Consider the following 18935-nt stretch of genomic DNA (forward strand, 5'->3'; position numbering starts at 1 on the left):
CTTCTATTTCTCGCTGAAACGGTACCGTCCTTTAAAAGGACGGCGAAGCCGTTTCCACTTGGCCGTAAGCACGCTCTATACGTGCAGGGTATACCGTCCTGCCTTGCTGGAATCCCGTACGGCTTCAAGCTCAAGCGCAGAGAGCGGCTGCGAGCGGGCAGCCGCCATATTCTGCCGCAGCTGCTCCAGGCTGCTGGCCCCAGGGATAATGGCAGCAACCGCCGGATCAGCCAGCGGATATTGCAGCGCAGTCTGCGTCAGCGTCCGGGTGAGGGTGGTCTGGCTCATCAGCTGCTTATGCAGCGCCGTGAGCTCGGCCTCCGTATAGTCCAGATATGCCCGCTGTGCCTTGCTGCGGCCGTGATCGGTCAGAATGCCGCTCGCCAGCGGACCCCGCGCAATCAGGCTGATGCCCGCGCGGCCCAGCAGCGGAAGAATGCTCTCCTCCGGGCGTCTGTCGAGAATGCTATACTGGCTCATCACGCTGACGATGCCGGAGCGCTGCACATATTCCCGGATCACATTCGGCCGGATGGAGGAGATGCCGTAATGGCGGATAACCCCTTCACGCTTCAGCTCCTCGAAGGCTTCAATCGTCTCATCGATATCATCCTCAAGCGTTCCTCCGTGCAGCTGATACAAGTCAATATAATCGGTCTGCAGCCTGCGCAGACTTTCCTTCACAGCAGAGCGGATATAGGCCTTGGAGGCATCCCAGCTCCAGCCTTCCTGGCCGGGAATTCTGCGGTTGCCCACCTTGGTCGCCAGGATCACGTCAGCGCGGCGGTGCCGGATGGCCTGACCGACAATCTCCTCATTGCGGCCCTCATCGTAGAGGTCGGCAGTATCCAGGAAGTTAATTCCGCGTTCGAGCGCTTCGTGGATAATGGCGGTGGCCTGCGCTTCCTCGGTCCCCAGCGACATGCAGCCAAGCCCCATGGCACTTACATGTAAATCAGATTGCCCCAGTCGGTTAGTCTTCATCGGATGTCCTTTCGTTACGCAGTGATGGGTATTAATGGGTACGAATGAGTTCATTATAGCATTCAGGCACACCGTAAGCACTCGGGCGGGATTCCTTCAGAGTTCAACTGGAACAACCTCAGTCTTTTAATTGTGGTTGGGCATGATGAGACCTGAAGTTTTATAAGGAGTAAAGGAATTGGGAGCAATTGTATGTGGAAAACCGAATACAATGTGTTTGCGTGAAGGTAATCAGGCCCAATGTATGCTAAAAACCGAATACAATGTGCCTGCGCGAAGGTAATGAGGCCCAATGTATGCTAAAAACCGAATACAATGTGCTTGCGCGAAGGTATCGGGCCTAATGTATGCGGTAAACCGAACATAATAGTTTTGGTGGTTCCGTCTTACTGATCCAATCCATATATTTAAATCTTGTGCTGTACTAGTTAGGGTAGGGATATCTGCACAAAAAGAATCCTGCACCACCGCGAGCGGGCGGGCAGGATTTCCGTCATATCTGTGATCTGTGATCTGTGATCTGGGATCTGTAATCTACAATCTGTGATCTGGTATCTGTGAGCTGCAGGTTCAGCAGGTGCAGTATCTGCACGGCTTATCCGTGCAGAATCGTCTCAATCTGCCCCAGCTCTTCTACGCTTAGCTCAGGCGCATTCAGTGAAGCTACAGCATCCTCGATCTGGCTGATCTTGCTTGCCCCGATCAGTGCAGAGGTCACCTTGCCGCCGCGCAGCACCCAGGATAAGGCGAGCTGGGACATTTTCTGTCCGCGTGCCGCCGCAATTTCGTTCAGCTTGCCAACCTTGGCCAGCACCTCAGGCGTGAGCTCCTTCTCGGAGAGGAACACGCTGGGTCCGGCTGCACGGGAATCGGCTGCGATGCCGTTCAGGTAGCGGTCGGTCAGAATCCCCTTTTGCAGCGGGGAGAAGGCGATGGTGCCAATGCCCTCTTCCTCCAGTACATCCTGCAGGCCGTCTTCGATCCAGCGCGACATCATCGAATAGTTCGGCTGATGGATCAGGCAAGGCGTGCCCAGGCGGCGGAGAATCTGCGCGGCTTCGCGCGCTTCCTCCGGCTTGTAGTTCGAGAGGCCAACATACAGCGCCTTGCCCTGACGGACCAGGAAATCAAGGGCGGACATGGTCTCTTCCAGCGGTGTATTCGGGTCCGGACGGTGGTGGTAGTAGATGTCTACATAATCCAGCCCCATCCGCTTCAGGCTCTGATCCAAACTGGAGACCAGATACTTCCTGGAGCCCCATTCGCCGTAAGGGCCGGGCCACATGTAATATCCGGCCTTGCTGGAGATGATCAGCTCATCGCGGTAAGGCGCTAGATCCGTCTTCAGCATCCGGCCGAAGCTCTCTTCCGCAGAGCCGGCAGGCGGGCCATAGTTATTGGCCAGATCGAAGTGGGTGATCCCCAGGTCAAATGCCCGGCGGACCATCGCGCGGCCATTCTCATACACATCATTGCCGCCGAAATTATGCCATAGCCCGAGGGAGATGGCCGGAAGCAGCAGGCCGCTGCGTCCGGTGCGGTTATATTTCATCTTGTCATAGCGTTCAGAATTGGCGATATACATATTGGATTCCTCCTAAGTGTAAGTTGTGCTTGACCTCATACCTCCCTAATTGTAGCGGATAAACGCTTTCAATCGTATGTCAGCATGGATGATTTTTATAGCACAATGTCCGTATCCGCATGGCGGAGCCGGTATTCTTTGGGGGAGCAGCCCTTCACCTTCTTGAACATCCGGGAGAATAGCAAGGCGTCCTGATACCCCACCGATTGCGAGATCTCCCCGATGGTGCAGCCGGTCTCTGTCAGCAGCTCGCAGGCCTTGGACATACGGAATTGGAGCAGATATTGCTGCGGCGGCAAGCCGACTGTCCGCTTGAACAGCGCCGACATATATTTGCGGTCCAGCTTCAGGGAGGAGGACAAGCTCTCCATCGTCACATTCTCGGCGTAATGGGCTTGAAGGTAATGCAGGCACTGCTCGACATAGACACTTCTGCTGCGCGGAGCCGGGCTGTCGGCAGCCGGGACCGTGCGCAGCAGCAGGGAGAAGAACTCATAGAGCATCACCTTCAGCGGCAGATCCAGCAGTTCCCCGCTGCTCCCTGTCTCCGATAACCTGGCGGACAGCGAGGGCATCAGCACCTGGTCCATCGGGAACACCGGCTGCTCGGGAGTAAGCGAAGTCCGTCCCAGCAGATAATTTGCCTCCTCCCCGGTAAAAGCAATCCAGGAATACAGCCAAGGGTTGTCCTGATCTGCGGCATAATGCGTTACCACATGCGGGTAAGTGAGGAAGGCCTGTCCTGCGTTCAATGTATGGGTGGCTTCACCGACGGTTACCGTGCCGGTTCCGGCGTGTATGAAGTGGATTTTGTACAGGCTGCGTACCCCGGGTCCGAACGAATGACCGGGTACACACTGCTCCTGGCCCCAGTAATGCAGATACAGGTCAGGATTGGCCCGGTGGGGGCGATGGGCGTTATATTTGAATACTGTCATGCTTGCAGCCTCATTTCCTAAAAGGATGATGGCACTCCTAATGAACATATACCCCTAGTATACCTCAGAAGGAGGAGCACCGGACAACCGCAAATAGTCCCAGCCCGGGGAGGGGAGGGACCAGGAGTATGAGGCTGAAGGCGGGCAGGCGGGGGACGCTGGGACTCAGGCTTCCATTTTGAGCATAACCAGCTCTTCTACGGGCTGACCGTTCACTAAATGCTCCTCCACGATACGGGCCACATCCTCCGTCGTTACATTGTAATACCAGACCCCGTCCGGATACACGATGACAAAAGGGCCGTTGCCGCATAGGCCGAGACAGCTGGTTTTGTTGATTTTGACCGTTTTGTTGATCCCTTGCTCCACCAGTTGCTCCTTGAATTCCTGCATGACATCCTCTACATCCTGGTTATTGCAGTGCTCACTGCAGCAGAAGAGCAGATGCTTCTTGAGTACCTTCAGACGCATATTCATCGCGGTTTCCCCCTGGATTCTATAAGAGTAGCTAACCTGTTATACGAGGAGTATAGTCTCTTTTGGCCGCGCTGTAAGGAGATTGGAGCATTGTTCCCAAAGGCTTAATAACTTCCATCAATTGGAGAATTCAGTGTAATCTAAGCTGACTTCAAATCACTGAATTTGTGGAAAATGTGTCCGGCAGGCAATTTCCTGTTTCATAAATTTTTTTGCGGAACCCGGCTCAAGATCGAAAGTTACCAGTTTCGCGGAGAAGGGTTTGGTTAAGTAAGGGATGTGAAAGTAAAGCGAGCGTCATTCCAACAACAACCTAAAACAGCTACCAGGAGGGAATCGTTATGAATAAGAAAATTGTAGGTGTGTTCCATGCCGAGCATGAAGCTTCACGGGCCATTGAAGACTTGAAGGCGCACGGCTTTCTGACAGAGGATATCTCAGTGATAGCGAGAAATAAACGCGATGTGGAAGCGATCAATGATGAGACCGGGACGAAGGTGCCGGAGGGTATGGCTTCCGGGGCGGCGACCGGGGGTATCCTTGGCGGTGTAACCGGACTGCTCGCAGGCATCGGCGCTCTGGCAATTCCGGGAATCGGGCCGATTATCGCAGCGGGGCCGATTGCAGCCACCCTGACCGGAGTAGCCGTAGGCGCAGGAACGGGCGGTCTGGTCGGCGGTCTGATCGGATTAGGCATTCCGGAGGATGAAGCCGCGAGCTATGACAACTATGTAGACGAAGGACACATTCTGGTTATGGTGGATGCAGATGTCTCCCGCGAACATGACGTATACACTGTATTCCGCAACCATAATTCGGCAAATGCTGACCGCTATATGAGGGATGCCGGCACTGCAGATACGGCTGCAGATGTGAATGCTCCACGGGACTCCGTAACAGACGCGGTGGATGCGGCGTTCAATGGCTCAGGTCTCGAAGGCAGACATGATACCGGGCTGGACACGATGAATTCAGCCACGGAGCATGATCTCCCGGAGCGAAGCGCAGTCGAGGATATGAAACGGCCGGGAATGACAGGGGATCTGTATTCCGGCACGCGTAACGGCATCGACAAGATGCCGGATCATATAGCCGACCGCAGGCTCCAAGACCGGGAGGAACGGCAGGCACAGGAAGCCGCCAGACAGGAAGGCACCCGGTCCGGGAGCCTTGCAGATGAGAAGGCGAAGGATGACAGCGAGCTGCTCAGAAACCACGGGCGCATCCGTTAAGTGGCGAATGAACAGCGGATGAAGCAATGAGCATAGAGTGATGAACGGCGTATTAGAGGATAAAAGACAAGGGTTTCCCGAAGTCCTGCCGGACTTTAGGGAGGCCCTTGTTTTTGCGGTGTGGATCGTAGCTTGAATATTTGTTATTTTATAGAAGGGGATAGGAGAAGGAGGCAGGTTCAATTGAGACAATCATACTTTGTGCTCATTTGTGGAATAGTGGTTCTTTCCTTATTAACGGCGGGCTGCAGCAAGGATACACCCCAATATAACGAGCTGTTCACACAGGTAGAGAAGCACCGGGCCGTATTCAAGCAACCGCTTGAAGAAGGGCTTACTACTCTGGGAATGAAGGATGCTGCTCAAGCGTACGATACAACCTTGGGTATACTGATGCTGGACGAGAAACTGACCGTCAATCAAAAAGAATTTATCCAGCAGATGACGGCAGATATCACAAACGGTAAGATTACCGGTTACCGGATCGGGACGGTTTTTCCCAGATCGGACAGCGGGTATGAGGATGCGAGAGAGCTGGTACGTGCTTTCCTGAACCAGTACAAACCAGTGGATGAGGCAGAGGCTGACAATGTAGAGGAATCACTCCAGTCGATTGACGGGATGACCTTCCCGTTGAAGCCGCTGACAGGGGCAGTAGAAGAATCCTGGACGCACGGCGAGGGTGATGACAAGTTGTTCATCACCTACAGAATGGCGAATAGCTTCGATAGCGATAAGGAATTGCCGCTGAATTTGTATTTCAGCTCAGAAGAGCAGCCGTAGACTTCCATTGGCGTGAAGCCTGTGAAGATAACAGAACAGCCTGCATCCCTTTAAGTTAGGGAGCAGGCTGTTTGTGTTCGGGAGAAGCGCAGCAGCTACTCCTGAACCAAGGGTTCAACGCTTGCTTTTGGCAGAACGGGTATTACTGATTTAGGCTTGAAGAACAGCTGCTTCAGTGCGCCAGCATTCACAAGAATGGTTCCGGATATAATCGTGAACACGCCAAGCAGCGTTACCCAGGTGACTGCTTCGTTATAGAACAGGAAGCCTACCCCGACGGCAATCGGCGGCGAGATATACAGCCAGGTGGACGGGAAAACCGGATTCGTCTTGGAGACGAGCCAGTAGAACAGCGTGTGTCCAACCATGGAGCCGACAACGGTCAGGTAGAGCAGGGAACCTGCAGTTTTGAAAGACAACAAGAAGGACGGATGCATCGGCTCTGTGAACAGAGAGATGATGAACAGCAGCGCCCCGCCGTACATCATCTGGGCTGCGTTCAAAGCCACGGGGGACTCGGCGGAGAAGGTGGTGATTACTTTTTTGGAATAGATCGCCCCCGCCGCGTAACAGAGTTCCCCAATCAGCACCACCACACAGCCGATCAGCCAGAGCGGAGTGACGTCAGCTGCCAGGCTGGGCAGCACCAGCAGCAGGACTCCGGTGAACCCGATGATGCAGCCGAGCAGGGAGTAGGCGGGAGCTTTTTGGCGCAGGAAGACCGTCTGCATCAGCAGAATCATCATCGGTCCAGTAGCTGACAATACGGCAGCAAGCCCGGAGGATACATATTGTTCCGCCCAGTAGAGTGCGGCGAAGGTGCCGAAGGTCAGGGCTGCTCCCGTGAGCAGCATTTCCTTGCGCAGCAGCAGGGAGAAGCGGGCTTTGCCCTTCAGAACCATGAACAGGAACAGCACCGCACCCGCCACGAAAAAACGCAGTCCCGCAGAGAAGAAGGGCGGCGCTCCGGCGTCTACGCCGATTTTGATGGCCAGGAAGGTAGTGCCGAAGATCAGACAGACAAGTGAATAAGCTAACAGAATCATGGTTCAGTTCCCCTTTGCGGTGGTAATGTGTCACCCTCTTAAAGATTTCAGTTAATCATATCCTCATTGGCACAGAACAGTTTGAAGATAGTAGAACAGTTGCGGAGGGGAATGCTGTACAATAGGGCAAAGAGAAGTTAGCGGCGGGGCGTGCGGGGATGTGTAGGAGCCGGCAAGCGTCAGCTGGAGCCGTGTCGAGTGAATATGGAGCGATGGAGCGGGGCGACCCCGGTATAGGTTGCAGAGAGGCGGTAGTTTTTTGATGGAAAAAATAGCGGGTGCCGGGCAGAATAATCCCTTATTCCGCCAAGTCTATGAGTTCATGCTGAACCGGATGGAGCGCGGGGAGTGGAAGACTGGTGATAAACTGCCTTCGATCCGGCTGCTGGCGGAGGAGCTGGGGGTTCACCGGCTGACAGTGTTCAAGGCCTACCGGGCGCTGGCCGAGAGCGGCAAGCTGTATGTCAAAGACAAATCCGGTTATTATGTGGCGCCGGGCAGCAGGCTTAACCCTCCGGCGGACGAAGGGACGGCAGTACCCGGATATATGGTCAGGAGCCCGATGTCCGATATTCAACGTATGCCCGTAGTGTACCAGTTCTCTCAGGCATTGGTTGATCCGGGACTGCTGCCGAACCTGTTCCTGTCCGATTATGTCAAAAAAGTATTCGATCTCTACCCGAGGGTCATGGGCACCTACGCCTCCGTACAGGGGGATGAAGAGCTGCGCGTTACGCTGAGCAGCCATTTCGAGGAACGTTATAGGCTCCAGCTGTCGGCCCGGGAGCTGTTGATTACCTCAGGCGCCCAGCAGGCAATCAATCTGATTGCCGGAATCATGCTCGGCCCGATGGATGTTGTGCTGGTGGAGCGGCCTACGTATAGTGTGGCGCTGGATATTTTCAAGCGGGCAGGGGCACGGCTGGTAGCCGTGGAGATCTCGGCGCAGGGCTATGATCTGGCGGCGGTGGAGGAGCTGATGCGCAAGGTTAAGCCGCGGATGTTCTACATCAACCCGACCCATCATAACCCGACGGGGTATACGGTTCCGGCGAAGCAGCGTAAGCTCCTGGTGGAGCTTGCGGAGCGCTACCGCTGCCTGCTCGTTGAGGATGATCCGTTCCGTGATATGTACTTCGGGGAAGAGCCGCCCGCACCATTCTTCGCCTATGATACGGAGGGCTGGGTCATTTATATCAGCAGCTTCAGCAAATATGTGGCTCCCGGCCTGCGGATCTGCGCGGTGGCCTGCCGTTACCCGTTCATGGAACGGCTGATCGCGGCCAAGTCCTTGGCGGACAACGGGACGCCGCTGCTGAATCAGAAGATTTTCCTGCATTATTACACATCGCCGCGGTTACAGCAGCATCTCGGCAAGCTGCGGATTGCCCTGCAGGTGCACAAGGAGATTATGGAGGAGGAGCTCGCGGCCACCGGCTGGGAATGGACCACTCCGCAGGGCGGCCTCAATCTGTGGGTCAAGCTGCCGGACAGTGTTCCGGTAACTCAGCTGCTGGCCCGTTGCCTGGAGCAGTCCATCTCCTTCGTTCCCGGTGAGCTCTGCGATCCGCTGGGGGAGATGAAGTCCTGGCTGCGTCTCAGCTATTCTTTTGCCAGTGAAGCATTACTGCGCGAGGGAATGCAGCAACTCACCGCCATTGCGCGGGAGATTGAGGCGGGGGAGTAGCTAGTGAGATAGGTGACAGGAATAGGAATAGGTAACGGGAAAGACGGTAACAGCTGATAGTTGCAGCTACATCTCTATTAGGTATGCTTAGCGAGTAACTGCGGCTATTTTGCTAGGATGGGACTTTTTGGTTTGTAGAGTAACCTTTCTCTGGAAATTTCCGTCTGAGGGTTATGAGGAGCGTGATGATGATGGTAACGAGAAGGAAAATACGGAGCGCCTGGCTGACGGCTCTCTGTGCGCTAATTGTCTTCATGACACTGCTGACTGTGCGCCCGCAGGTAACCTATGCCTGTTCTTGTGTTGTGTCTCCTTCGCCGCTGGAGGCAATGGAGAAGAGTACGGCTGTTTTTGAGGGAACGGTAGTCTCCATTCAAGAGAAATTTAAAATTATGCAGTCCAGCGCTGATCCGGTGCGTGTAACCTTTCAAGTGGGAGCCCGGTGGAAGGGTGAAGTGGGGGAGAAGGTGACTGTAACTACCGCACAGTCGGGGGATAGCTGCGGCTTTGAATTCACCAAGGGTGAACGCTACATCGTATATGCAGGAGCAGAGGAAGCGAAGGGTACAGGAGGGACTGCTAAGCTTACAGTCAGCTTGTGCAGCCGGACCGCATTCTTTTCTGGTGCGGAGGAGGACTTAAATGAGCTTGGCGCCGGAATATCAGGGGGCTCGCCCACGGAGCCGCCCGGGATCGCTGATGATCCAGGGGCGGTCTCTGGAAACCATCCAACATCAACAAACCCTCCAGCTTCTGAAAATAACGCAACAACTGAAAGTAATCCAACAACTGAAAGTAATCCAACAACTGAAAATAATCCAACGGCCGTGCCTGAAACAAACTCTGCATCTTGGCTGCTATACGCTGGAGCGGGTGCCGGAATCGCAGTTCTTGGAGCCGCCGTATTGATTCTCCTGCGCGGCCAATCTAACTCGCATAAGTAATTAGGAGTGGATTAATAAGGCGATACTACCTACACTATTGTGCTTGGTTTTTCGTATACATTGGGTTTGATTACCCTCGTAGCAGCAATTGTGTTCGGTTTATCACATACAATTTGTCCCAATGTGCCCCCGAATTCAGCAGACGCGGGCTAAATGAGCGAATGAGGAGCATTAGTGCCCCTGAATTCAGCGGACGCGGGCAAAATGAGCAAATGAGGAGCATAAGTGCCCCTGAATTCAGCGGACGCGGGCTAAATGAGCGAATGAGGAGCACTAGTGCCCCTGAATTCAGCGGACGCGGGCAAAATGAGCAAATGAGGAGCATTAGTGCCCCTGAATCCAGCGGACGCGGGCTAAATAAACAAAGGAGGGGCATTAACGCCCCTCCTTATTTCGTCTGCTCTATTCCATCAGAGCAGATAAAGCCGATGCTCCGTGAGCCAGCTGATCAGCTCTTCCATGCATTGCTCCGCTGTACGCTCCGCAGTGTGCAGCGTCAGCTCCGGGTCAGCCGGAGCTTCATAAGGATCGGAGATCCCGGTGAAGGCCGGGATCTCACCGGAGCGGGCCTTGGCGTACAGCCCTTTGACATCCCGCGCTTCACAGACGGGAAGCGGGCAGTCCACATAGACCTCGACGAAGCCCGGCAATTCCTGCCGGGCATAGCTGCGCATCTCGGCATAAGGGCTGATTACCGAGACCACGGTAATCACGCCATGCCGGTTCAGTATCCCGGCGAGGTAGACCGCCCGGCGGATGTTCTCGAACCGGTCCTCGCGGCTGAAGCCGAGTCCCCGCCCCAGGCTGCGCCGCAGCTCATCGCCGTCCAGCCATTCCACCGCCTGCCCCTGCTCCCGGAGCCGGTCTGTAAGCAGCGCGGCAAGCGTAGACTTGCCCGCCCCCGACAGACCGGTAAGCCATATCGTTATGCCAGTATGTGTATGGGCATGTACCTGAGCCGTCATTGCTCTGTCCTCCCGTCTCCGCGGCCAGCCACCGATTGCAGGCTCCCTGCGCCGTAAGGAATCCGCTCCAGCAGGCCGGAGCCGTAGATCTGCTCCAGGCCCAGCTCGGGCATATGAATATAGCCGATGTAGCAGTCGCAGATCTTCATGCGGCAGCTCCGCTGGGCAGCCAGTCCCTCCAGGCCGTCACGGTAGAGGTTGCCGATGACCGCTCGGTCCTTGTAGCAGCGCTTTACCAGGCCGGGGCCTTGCACGTAGAATACGCTGCTGCCGGCATTACAGCTGGCGCCGAGGCTGTCGTAGTCCAGCGCATTAATCTGGAAATGCGGGTCTATGCCGCTCAGGAAGCTTATATCCTCCGCCGTATAATAATCCCGTTTATCCTTGTAGGCGTTCACCCACAAATAGACATCCTCCGGCAAGGCCGCACGCAGCGAGGCGATAGCCGGGAAGGCACTATGCACCCCCACACTGCCCACACTGAAAGGAATGCCCTGCCGGTATACCTGCATACACTGTGCCAGGAACTTGTCCTCGCTTACCTGACCCGGATGATAGGTCGCCCAGAAGGCTGCCTTGGCCGGATTCAGTTCAGCGGTGAAATCAAGCCGGGCCGACAGATTGGTCTGGATGGCGACCTTGTCCACATGCTCCATATGGGACAGCGTAATCAGCGCCTCCCGGTACCAGCGGTGCGTCAAGCCTTCGCCATACGGATTGAAAAAGATAGACAGGCGGCGGTGGCCTGCGGCCCCCTGCTCCGCCACCCAGCGGACGAAGGTCTCAAGACCTGCGCGGTCTTTGGCGAGGGTGGCGGCGCTGTCTTTGGTTTTGCCGAAGGGGCAGTACGGACAGTCATAGTTACAGGAGGAGAGGGAACCGCGGTAGTAGAGGACTGCCTTCATGGCAGGACGAACTCCTGCATCTGCTCGCGGATCTCGCCGGAGATGAACCAGTCACCGATGGAGTCAGAGTACCCCAGCCCATCTGGAGTCAGCCGCAGAATGCCCTCATCATCCGTGGCGAACCCGCTCTGTACCAACAGGCCAAGCTCGGGGTGATCTTCCCATAGCGTAGTCCCGAACCGCTGGTTATAATCCGCAATCGTCAGCCCTTCGCTGTGCAGGATTGCTTTTAGAATGAACCGGCGTTTCTGCTCGTCCAGGCTCAGTACGATGCCATAATCGGCTGTATCATAACGCTCTGCGGCAACATAATCCGCGATAATGCTCTCCGTGGCCTTGCGGCTGACGCCATAGCGGGAGGCATAATGCACATTCCGGGTATAGGACCGCGCGCCGCAGCCGAGACCGACCATCCCTTCCTCCTGACAGCTGTAGTCGAGAATATCCTTGCCGGTTCCGGCATCTTCTTTGGCGAATCTGCGCATGGAGTATTGGCGGTAGCCACGCTCTGCCAGCACTGCACGTGCTGCTTCATAGCATTCATGACGGATATCCAGCTGGTTCACCAGATCGCCCGGCTTCACAATGGTATGCTCACGGGTGTAGAGCGGATAGAGGAAGATCTCCTCCGGTTCATGCCGCAGCGCTTGGTTCAGCGAATAGAGCCAAGAGTCCACTGTCTGCCCTGGGAGTCCGTAGATCAGATCCAGATTAAGAATGGGAAAATCAAACTGCCCTAGCAGCTCCAGCGCACGGTACACCACCTCCGGGTCCTGCGGGCGGTAGATCGCAGCCGACTCGGCGGCCACGAAGCTCTGGATGCCCATGCTGACGCGGTCCACGGTATGCTCCTTCAGAATCGTCAGCTTCTCCTCCGTCAGCGTCTCGGGTGAGGTTTCCACAGAGATAGAGGTGGTTCTAAGATCAACCCCCATGATATCCGTTGCAATCCTGAACAACCGGTTCAGTTGGGCGGGAGCGAGAAGACTGGGCGTCCCGCCGCCGATGGCGAAGCGCGCGTAAGGCTTGTGACGGGTGAAGGCTGCCCACTGCCGGGCCTGCCGTTCCAGCGCATCCACGTATTCGGCGTGCACATTCGCTCTTTTATCAGGCAGCGTGAACAGGTTGCAGAAGCCGCAGCGCGCGCCGCAGAACGGAATATGCATATATAAGAAAAAACTCTCCGCAGGCTCATCCCGCCACAGCTCCTCTAAAGGAAGGGGGAACGCGAACTCGCGGTAAGCGGTTTTGTGCGGATAGGAATAGAGATAATTGCGGTAAGGATGGGCCGTGATCTGCTCCGTCCATTGCTGAAGCTCCCCAGCGGAGAAGGGAGGGTGTCCGTCTTGGTTCATGTGATGCAGAGATTGCCGGATGGACGTCATACGTTCTCCTTCCTTGTGCGGGATCGAAATTTCAGTTCAATGCTTATAAAATAAATTCCCGGTACGGAACATTCCATACCGTGTCATGCGCCAGCCGGTGGCCCTGATAGCCGTCCTCGCCGTAAGCCGTACCGTGATCGGAAAAAGCCAGACAGAATACCGGATTGCCCCGCTTCCGGAACGCATCGAACAGACGCCCAAGCTCCCCGTCGGCATAACGCAGCGCTGCACGCTGGCTGTCTACCGAATCCTTGCGGGCGCCCGGCAGGAACATATGGTTCGGGCCATGGATCGCTGACACGTTCATGAACAGGAACAGCCGCTGGTCCAGCGGGGTGTTGCCGAGCAGCTTGAGCGCGTGATTCACCTGGTGCTCCGTCGAGCGCGGGTTCGTGACCCCGAAGGTCATCCGCCAGTAGCTCTGCTGGAAATAACCGGGGAGGACGCGGGCGAGGGGCACTTTTTTGCTGAAAAAGATGACGCCCCCGATACACACCGTCTGATAACCCGCTGCAGCCAGCCCCGACACCATATCCGGTGTATCGAACAGCCAGGTGTGGGGATGGGTCTTCATCCCGGTATTCTTGGAGTGGAACAGCCGCACATGCTCAGCCTTATTCGTGTCAGCCGGAGTGGGCAGGAAGCCGCCGAAGAAGGCGTGATGAGCCGCATAAGTGAAGCTGCCGGGAGTATGCCGCTGTTCCCAGGAGCCGCTGCCGCACAGATTGGGGCAATTCGCCTCCTCCAGCACAGCCGCATCGTAGCGCAGAGTATCGAGTGTAATCATTAATATATCGTGGGTGCCGACAATGGCATTCATATCGGTCATGGGGCCGGATTCCTCCTAAGGCAGCTGCTTCATTTCCCATTCGTAGGTGCTGCAGCCTTGGTATTTAATATCGTACAACAAGTCGCCAAAAGGATTCACATCCGCCGTATACGTCTGCCCGGTGCTTCCAACCAGCACATCGATGCCCGCGACGGAACAGTTCGGAAAAGCGGCCAGCGAAGCCTCCGCTGTCCGGCGCACCTCAGCCTGCTGCGCCTCGCTCAGTCCGGCCTCCGCCGGAGTCATCCGCTGGCTGCGCAGATGCAGATTCGTAATCGGTGTGGTGCTCACCCTGGCGACAGCGTGGCAGGCTTCTCCAGCGACAACCAGCTGGCGGATGTCGAAGGAATGCCCATCCCTGCCGGGCTTCGGAATCCACTGCTCGGCATAGGCGCCGTGGCGGTAGAGCCAGTTAATGATGCCGGTAAGGCGGGCAGAATCTGTATAGCGCTGCAGCTTGCCGGAATTATAATACACCGGGGGCCGGGTGATATAGCTCTCGACCCCGATGGTAGTGACCGCTGACTCAGCTCCCGTGGCCGGGTTCAGCTGATAAGCAATCACGCCGGAAGCGGCGGAGCCGCTGGCCAGCTTGATGAATACGCGGTGCATCCGCTGCGACAGCATCAGCTCGCGCAGGGAGGCGTAGTCCACGGGGACTTGTCCGCCGCTGCCGCGAAGCGGCCGGGGAACAGAGACGCCGGCCTCAGCCAGAATCTGCTGGGTCCGGCGCTTGTCTGTCATGGCTGCGATCTCCGCCGGGTCATTGGTCCAGCGGGAGGCGGGCAGAAGCTGCCCGGCCTCCTGCCGGAGCCGCGCCAGCAGGCGGCAGTAGCCGCGGAACCACTGGGACGGGTGATGCAGCACGCCGGGCATGTCCTTCAGGGCGGAGGCCGCTTTGAAGCTTAGCGGCCGCAGGTCCGGCTGCTGCCCGAACGGGTGCAGCGAGTCGTTCGCGTCCGGTGCATCGGGTGCGCCCAGCGCGATAAGCGCCCGCTCCAGCGCGAAGCTGCCGCCGGGGGACTCCAGCCGCAGCAGCGGCGGGCACGCTGCGGGCTCCGGCACAGCGGGCACGCTGGAGCTGCCGCCGGGAGAATCCGGCCGCAGGTGCTGCGCTTCCGCTGCGGGTCCCGGCGCGGAGTGCCCGCCGCTCCGGCGGTCCGTTGTAGCCGGCTGTGCCGGAACCGGCGTCCCGTTCAGCGCTGGCGAACTCAGCCCCGGCGGTTCCGGAATTGTGCCCCGAAGCTGCCGGCTCACCTGTTCCGGCAGCCAGGCTGCCTGCTGCTGCACAGCCAGCGTAAGCAGATCAGCCAGCGGCTGGTTCTCCAGCAGCCCGGCGTAGGGAATCAGCAGCGCCGGGGGCATCCCGAGACGCGAACGCGCCTGCTGGATACCGGCCGAGCGCCGGTCGCCGGGCTGGCAGAAGACAATCAGCGGTGCTGCGGGCTGCATTATTCTGTGATCGACGGATAACGCCAGTCATCATCGTCATCGGCTTGCTGCTGGTCGCTGACATCGACCGGCAAGCCGCTGTTCTTCAGACGCAGCATCATCTCGTCAGACATGAAGTGATGGCTCAGATTGAGCTGCTTCAGTCCCTTGACCCGCTCGCTGGCTAGCAGCGCCTCTGCGCCGGTGTCGCTAAGCGTTCCCAGTGACATATCCAGGGTATGGAGCTGGTCCAGAATCGGCGCATCCGCCAGGGCTGCGGCAATTTCGTCCTGGATCTCACTGTTTTTGAGTCCAAGATAGGTTAGCTTAGGGAATTTCCCAAGCTCGATCAGCGGCAGAAGGTCCTCCAGCCCGCCGTCGAAGCCGTAATTGTCCACCCCAAGATAGAGTTCGAGCTTCTGCAGGTTAGGCAGAGTGGAACCGGCGATATCCGCCAGCACATCCTTGCCGAGTCCGCCTGTAATAATAATCAGTTCTTCGAGCTTGTCGTGCTGCAGCTGGCTTAGCCGCAGACTGGTACCGCCCTGGATCGTCAATGACTGAAGCTCCGGATAGGCAGGGAGCAGCGGGGAGAGGTCACTCTGGGTAATCCACGAGATTTCACATTCCTCGTAGCTCATTTCCCCGATGAACAGCTTGCGCAGTGCCGGGAAGCTTGCGCTATACTTCACCAGCGCCTCGGCAACCTCCTCCGAGCTGTTTTCGTAGGCTTGTCCCCAATCGCCAATTGTAAGGCTGGTCAGGCTGGCGGCTTCAGGGCTTCCGCTTAAGCGTTCAATCTCCGTTACCATCCGCTTGCCTTCTTCATATCCATCATAATCAATACTGAGCTTCCCTGCTGTCATGAACAATCCCTCCCAGAAAATAGTACCTTCCAAATCACCCTAACATGCAGGGAGAGGGAGAGTCAAATAGCAGAGGAACAAGTGTCCCTATTTGCCCGTTAACTCCTGTAACCACGGGGGTGTACGATCAAATGTAGTCGAAAAACTGATCACATTTAGCGTGGCGGTGGCGTGTGGTCCGAATGTAATCGGAAAACCGATCACATTACGCTTGGCGGAGGTGTGCAGACCGAATGTAATCGAAAAACCGATCACATTTAGCGTGGCGGTGGCGTGGCGGGGGTTGCCGCGAAGGATGCGCCCCAGAGCGCAAAAAAGCACTATCCGCCCGTCCGGGGGAATAGTGCTCTGCATGATTTACACCCAGCCGAACAGCCGGGCCGCCGAAGCCACCGCGAAGGTTACGCCGATAGCGATAGCGAGCGGGATTACAGCGGAGAGCACAGCCCATTTCAGGCTTTTGGTCTCCTTGTAGATGTTCACCAGTGTGGTGCCGCAAGGATAGTGGAGCAGGGAGAACAACATCATATTCAGTGCCGTCAGCCAGGTCCAGCCGTGGCTCAGGAAGATGTCCTTAATGCTGCCGAGACCTTCGATATCGACCATGGCCCCGGAGGACATGTAGCCCATCAGCAGGATAGGCAGTACAATCTCGTTAGCGGGCAGGCCGAGGATGAAGGCCATAATAATGAAGCCGTCCATGCCGAGCAGCTGCGCGAACGGATCGAACCAGGCCGCCATATGATTCAGCACGCTCTCGCCGCCGATGAACAGATTGCCGAGAATCCAGGTGATGATCCCTGCCGGAGCGGCCACGACGATGGCGCGGGTCAGCACATTGAGGGACTTTTCCTTGGAGGAGCGGACAATGGTCTTCCAGATCTGCGGGCGGCGGTAAGGCGGCAGTTCCAGGGTGTAGTGGGTGGGGACACCGCGCAGCGCTGTTTTGGACATGACCCACGATACGCTCAGGGTGACGACAATTCCGACCAGCACGATGCCCATTAGCACCAGCGCCGTCGAGAAGGTACGCAATGCCCCGGTGGTTGCCGCCCCGACCATGAACATGGAGGAGAGCAAGATAAGCGTAGGCCAACGGCCGTTGCACGGGACGAAGTTGTTGGTCAGAATGGCCAGCATCCGTTCGCGGGGCGATTCAATAATACGGGTGGACAGAATAGCGGCGGCGTTGCAGCCGAAGCCCATCGACATCGTCAAGGCCTGCTTGCCATGCCCCCCGGATTTCTTGAACAGACGGTCCATATTAAAAGCCACGCGGGGCAGATACCCGAAATTCTCCAGCAGCGCGAACACCGGGAAGAAAATCATCATGGGCGGCAGCATGACGCTGATGACCCATGAGGTTCCGCGATACAGTCCCAGAACAAGCACGCCGTGCAGCCAGGCCGGGGCATGAACAGCCTCAAACCCGGCGGTCAGATAGCCTTCGATCCAGCTGAAGAGGGAGGCAATCCAGCCCGAAGGATAGTTGGCGCCGGCAATGGTAATCCAGAATACCAGACCAAGGCCGGCGAGCATAATAGGGAAGCCCCAGATCTTCGAAGTGACGATATTATCCAGCTTGTAGGTGCTGCCTAGCTTCTTCTTATCGTGATAAGTAACGGCATCGCTGCAGATTCCGGCCGATACGCCATAGATTCCGCTGACGATCTCGTCGCGGATCGCCCCTTTGTCTGCCAGCTTCTTCGCGGTTGCGAGCAGGGAATCAAGCGGGTCTTGGCCGTTAATGGCATGCGGTGACTCCATGGCGGGCCACCTCCTTCGCTACAGATATACCCTTGCGTCCCATATGGGCTTTGAGGGAAGCCAGCAGGCTGTGGTCACCGTCCAGCAGGCGCAGGGCAATCCAGCGTGCCGGATATCTGGCACCGACCGTCTGTTCCACCATGGGGATCAGCTCGGCAATGCCTTGCTCAATCTCCTCGCCATAGGTAATCTTCAGCGGCTCTGCCTTGAATTCACCGGTCGCTACGCGTGCGATCTGATCCAGCAGCGCTTCGATGCCGATCCCGTTGCGGGCCGAAATGGCCGTGATAGGCACGCCGAGCCGCTCCGCAATCCGCTTCAGATTAATATCAATGCCCAGCCGCTTGGCTTCATCGATCAGATTGATGCAGACCACGGCGCGTCCCGTAATCTCCAGCACCTGCAGGGCCAGATTGAGGTTGCGCTCCAGCGATGTTGCATCCAGAACCACCAGCGTTACATCCGGCTCTTCAAAAATAATATAGTCCCGCGCCGCCTCTTCATCGGCGGAATTGGAGTAGAGCGAATAGGTGCCGGGAAGGTCAACGGCCCGGTAGGTATGCTCCTTGTGGGTGAACCGCCCTTCAGCGGTAACTAAGGTTTTGCCCGCCCAGTTGCCGGTGTGCTGGCGCATGCCGGTCAGCAGGTTGAACAGCGTGCTCTTGCCTGTATTGGGGTTGCCGGCAAAAGCTACAGTATACTCGCTCATCCTTCTCCGCCTCCAATCAGTTCGCCATAAATGAGGGAACTCTCTTCCCGCCGCAGGGCAATGGTAGTATTGCTGATCCGGTAAGCCGTAGGGTCTCCGAGCGGGCTGCGCCGCAGCACTTCTACACGGTTCCCGGCGACAAATCCGAGATCAAGCAATCTTCTCCGCAGCACACCCTGGACCTCGATCCCGCTGATCCGCAGCGTGCTGCCGTTCACAGCTTCAGACAATGGAATTACGGCTCCGGCCATAAGCACTCCCACTTTCGTATGAATAATGAATGAATAGTTATAGTTATCCTTAAGTATGAAATATGCACTTGTATAGTATATTGTGCAGGGAACAAAATATTGCACCCTGCCACAAGATTAGTATACGTAAATAAATTTGTCCTTGCAACAA

The 18935-nt window shown here is 56.7% G+C and carries 17 protein-coding genes and 1 pseudogene; 4 read left to right on the forward strand and 14 right to left on the reverse strand.

All coding sequences use genetic code 11. From position 1 onward, the window contains the following. Positions 1–75 precede the first annotated feature (75 nt). From NYE24_RS25975 to NYE24_RS25990, 4 genes are all read right to left on the reverse strand, one after another. Positions 76–984, reverse strand: coding sequence for an aldo/keto reductase (locus NYE24_RS25975; protein ID WP_342477014.1), 909 nt, complete (start codon positions 982–984; stop codon positions 76–78). A gap of 595 nt (positions 985–1579) precedes the next feature. Next, positions 1580–2569: an aldo/keto reductase gene (locus NYE24_RS25980; protein ID WP_341029012.1), complete on the reverse strand. Its 990-nt coding sequence runs from the start codon at positions 2567–2569 to the stop codon at positions 1580–1582. Positions 2570–2664: 95 nt separating this feature from the next. Beyond that, positions 2665–3507, reverse strand: a complete 843-nt coding sequence (locus NYE24_RS25985) for an AraC family transcriptional regulator (RefSeq protein ID WP_341029014.1) — start codon at positions 3505–3507, stop codon at positions 2665–2667. A gap of 165 nt (positions 3508–3672) precedes the next feature. Next, positions 3673–3984, reverse strand: a complete 312-nt coding sequence (locus tag NYE24_RS25990) for a (2Fe-2S) ferredoxin domain-containing protein (protein WP_051493345.1) — start codon at positions 3982–3984, stop codon at positions 3673–3675. Positions 3985–4325: 341 nt separating this feature from the next. Between NYE24_RS25990 and NYE24_RS25995 the strand changes: the two are divergent. After that, positions 4326–4820, forward strand: a pseudogene (locus tag NYE24_RS25995) (general stress protein); the annotation flags it as partial. Between the two features lie 579 nt (positions 4821–5399). Then, the gene (locus tag NYE24_RS26000) at positions 5400–5999 is read left to right on the forward strand and encodes a hypothetical protein (RefSeq protein ID WP_342477015.1); all 600 of its coding nucleotides are present in this window, start codon (positions 5400–5402) and stop codon (positions 5997–5999) included. 95 nt (positions 6000–6094) lie between these two features. Here the strand turns inward: NYE24_RS26000 and NYE24_RS26005 are convergent, their stop codons facing one another. Next, a complete protein-coding gene (locus NYE24_RS26005; protein ID WP_342477016.1) occupies positions 6095–7045 on the reverse strand; it encodes an EamA family transporter in 951 nt (316 codons plus the stop codon). A 262-nt stretch (positions 7046–7307) separates the two neighbouring features. Here NYE24_RS26005 and NYE24_RS26010 point away from each other — a divergent pair, with 262 nt between their 5' ends. Further along, entirely contained in the window at positions 7308–8732 is a 1425-nt protein-coding gene (locus NYE24_RS26010; RefSeq protein WP_342477017.1) for a PLP-dependent aminotransferase family protein, read from the forward strand. A 185-nt stretch (positions 8733–8917) separates the two neighbouring features. Continuing rightward, positions 8918–9676, forward strand: a complete 759-nt coding sequence (locus tag NYE24_RS26015) for a hypothetical protein (RefSeq protein ID WP_342477018.1) — start codon at positions 8918–8920, stop codon at positions 9674–9676. A gap of 410 nt (positions 9677–10086) precedes the next feature. Here the strand turns inward: NYE24_RS26015 and cysC are convergent, their stop codons facing one another. The 9 genes from cysC to NYE24_RS26060 form a co-directional block, all read right to left on the reverse strand. Then, on the reverse strand, positions 10087–10641 hold the full coding sequence (cysC, locus tag NYE24_RS26020; RefSeq protein ID WP_342477019.1) for an adenylyl-sulfate kinase: 555 nt from the start codon (positions 10639–10641) through the stop codon (positions 10087–10089). Beyond that, positions 10638–11546, reverse strand: a complete 909-nt coding sequence (locus NYE24_RS26025; protein ID WP_342477020.1) for an STM4011 family radical SAM protein — start codon at positions 11544–11546, stop codon at positions 10638–10640. Before NYE24_RS26025 ends, cysC begins: the two co-directional genes overlap by 4 nt. Continuing rightward, positions 11543–12901 (reverse strand): STM4012 family radical SAM protein, encoded by a 1359-nt coding sequence (locus NYE24_RS26030; protein ID WP_342479301.1) that lies wholly within the window; start codon positions 12899–12901, stop codon positions 11543–11545. Before NYE24_RS26030 ends, NYE24_RS26025 begins: the two co-directional genes overlap by 4 nt. A 73-nt stretch (positions 12902–12974) precedes the next feature. Beyond that, positions 12975–13760 carry an STM4013/SEN3800 family hydrolase gene (locus tag NYE24_RS26035; protein ID WP_036693769.1) on the reverse strand — a complete coding sequence of 262 codons (786 nt, stop codon included), beginning with the start codon at positions 13758–13760 and terminating at the stop codon, positions 12975–12977. 15 nt (positions 13761–13775) lie between these two features. Further along, a complete protein-coding gene (locus NYE24_RS26040; RefSeq protein ID WP_342477021.1) occupies positions 13776–15212 on the reverse strand; it encodes an STM4014 family protein in 1437 nt (478 codons plus the stop codon). Next, positions 15212–16057 (reverse strand): STM4015 family protein, encoded by an 846-nt coding sequence (locus tag NYE24_RS26045; RefSeq protein WP_342477022.1) that lies wholly within the window; start codon positions 16055–16057, stop codon positions 15212–15214. Before NYE24_RS26045 ends, NYE24_RS26040 begins: the two co-directional genes overlap by 1 nt. A gap of 357 nt (positions 16058–16414) precedes the next feature. Continuing rightward, positions 16415–17824, reverse strand: coding sequence for a nucleoside recognition domain-containing protein (locus tag NYE24_RS26050; protein WP_036697397.1), 1410 nt, complete (start codon positions 17822–17824; stop codon positions 16415–16417). After that, the gene (locus tag NYE24_RS26055) at positions 17802–18533 is read right to left on the reverse strand and encodes a FeoB small GTPase domain-containing protein (protein ID WP_342477023.1); all 732 of its coding nucleotides are present in this window, start codon (positions 18531–18533) and stop codon (positions 17802–17804) included. The genes NYE24_RS26050 and NYE24_RS26055 overlap by 23 nt, the downstream gene beginning before the upstream one ends. After that, positions 18530–18784, reverse strand: coding sequence for a FeoA family protein (locus NYE24_RS26060; RefSeq protein ID WP_076162153.1), 255 nt, complete (start codon positions 18782–18784; stop codon positions 18530–18532). Before NYE24_RS26060 ends, NYE24_RS26055 begins: the two co-directional genes overlap by 4 nt. Positions 18785–18935: the final 151 nt, after the last annotated feature.

The organism is Paenibacillus sp. FSL H7-0350 (assembly GCF_038593195.1).
Classification (GTDB): domain Bacteria; phylum Bacillota; class Bacilli; order Paenibacillales; family Paenibacillaceae; genus Paenibacillus_AQ.

Coding starts and splice junctions, on each gene's coding strand:
- NYE24_RS25975 (WP_342477014.1), bottom strand. CDS start 984: ATGAAGACTAACCGACTGGGGCAATCTGATTTACATGTAAGTGCCATG.
- NYE24_RS25980 (WP_341029012.1), bottom strand. CDS start 2,569: ATGTATATCGCCAATTCTGAACGCTATGACAAGATGAAATATAACCGC.
- NYE24_RS25985 (WP_341029014.1), bottom strand. CDS start 3,507: ATGACAGTATTCAAATATAACGCCCATCGCCCCCACCGGGCCAATCCT.
- NYE24_RS25990 (WP_051493345.1), bottom strand. CDS start 3,984: ATGAATATGCGTCTGAAGGTACTCAAGAAGCATCTGCTCTTCTGCTGC.
- NYE24_RS26005 (WP_342477016.1), bottom strand. CDS start 7,045: ATGATTCTGTTAGCTTATTCACTTGTCTGTCTGATCTTCGGCACTACC.
- NYE24_RS26010 (WP_342477017.1), top strand. CDS start 7,308: ATGGAAAAAATAGCGGGTGCCGGGCAGAATAATCCCTTATTCCGCCAA.
- NYE24_RS26015 (WP_342477018.1), top strand. CDS start 8,918: ATGATGATGGTAACGAGAAGGAAAATACGGAGCGCCTGGCTGACGGCT.
- cysC (WP_342477019.1), bottom strand. CDS start 10,641: ATGACGGCTCAGGTACATGCCCATACACATACTGGCATAACGATATGG.
- NYE24_RS26025 (WP_342477020.1), bottom strand. CDS start 11,546: ATGAAGGCAGTCCTCTACTACCGCGGTTCCCTCTCCTCCTGTAACTAT.
- NYE24_RS26030 (WP_342479301.1), bottom strand. CDS start 12,901: ATGAACCAAGACGGACACCCTCCCTTCTCCGCTGGGGAGCTTCAGCAA.
- NYE24_RS26035 (WP_036693769.1), bottom strand. CDS start 13,760: ATGACCGATATGAATGCCATTGTCGGCACCCACGATATATTAATGATT.
- NYE24_RS26040 (WP_342477021.1), bottom strand. CDS start 15,212: ATGCAGCCCGCAGCACCGCTGATTGTCTTCTGCCAGCCCGGCGACCGG.
- NYE24_RS26045 (WP_342477022.1), bottom strand. CDS start 16,057: ATGACAGCAGGGAAGCTCAGTATTGATTATGATGGATATGAAGAAGGC.
- NYE24_RS26050 (WP_036697397.1), bottom strand. CDS start 17,824: ATGGAGTCACCGCATGCCATTAACGGCCAAGACCCGCTTGATTCCCTG.
- NYE24_RS26055 (WP_342477023.1), bottom strand. CDS start 18,533: ATGAGCGAGTATACTGTAGCTTTTGCCGGCAACCCCAATACAGGCAAG.
- NYE24_RS26060 (WP_076162153.1), bottom strand. CDS start 18,784: ATGGCCGGAGCCGTAATTCCATTGTCTGAAGCTGTGAACGGCAGCACG.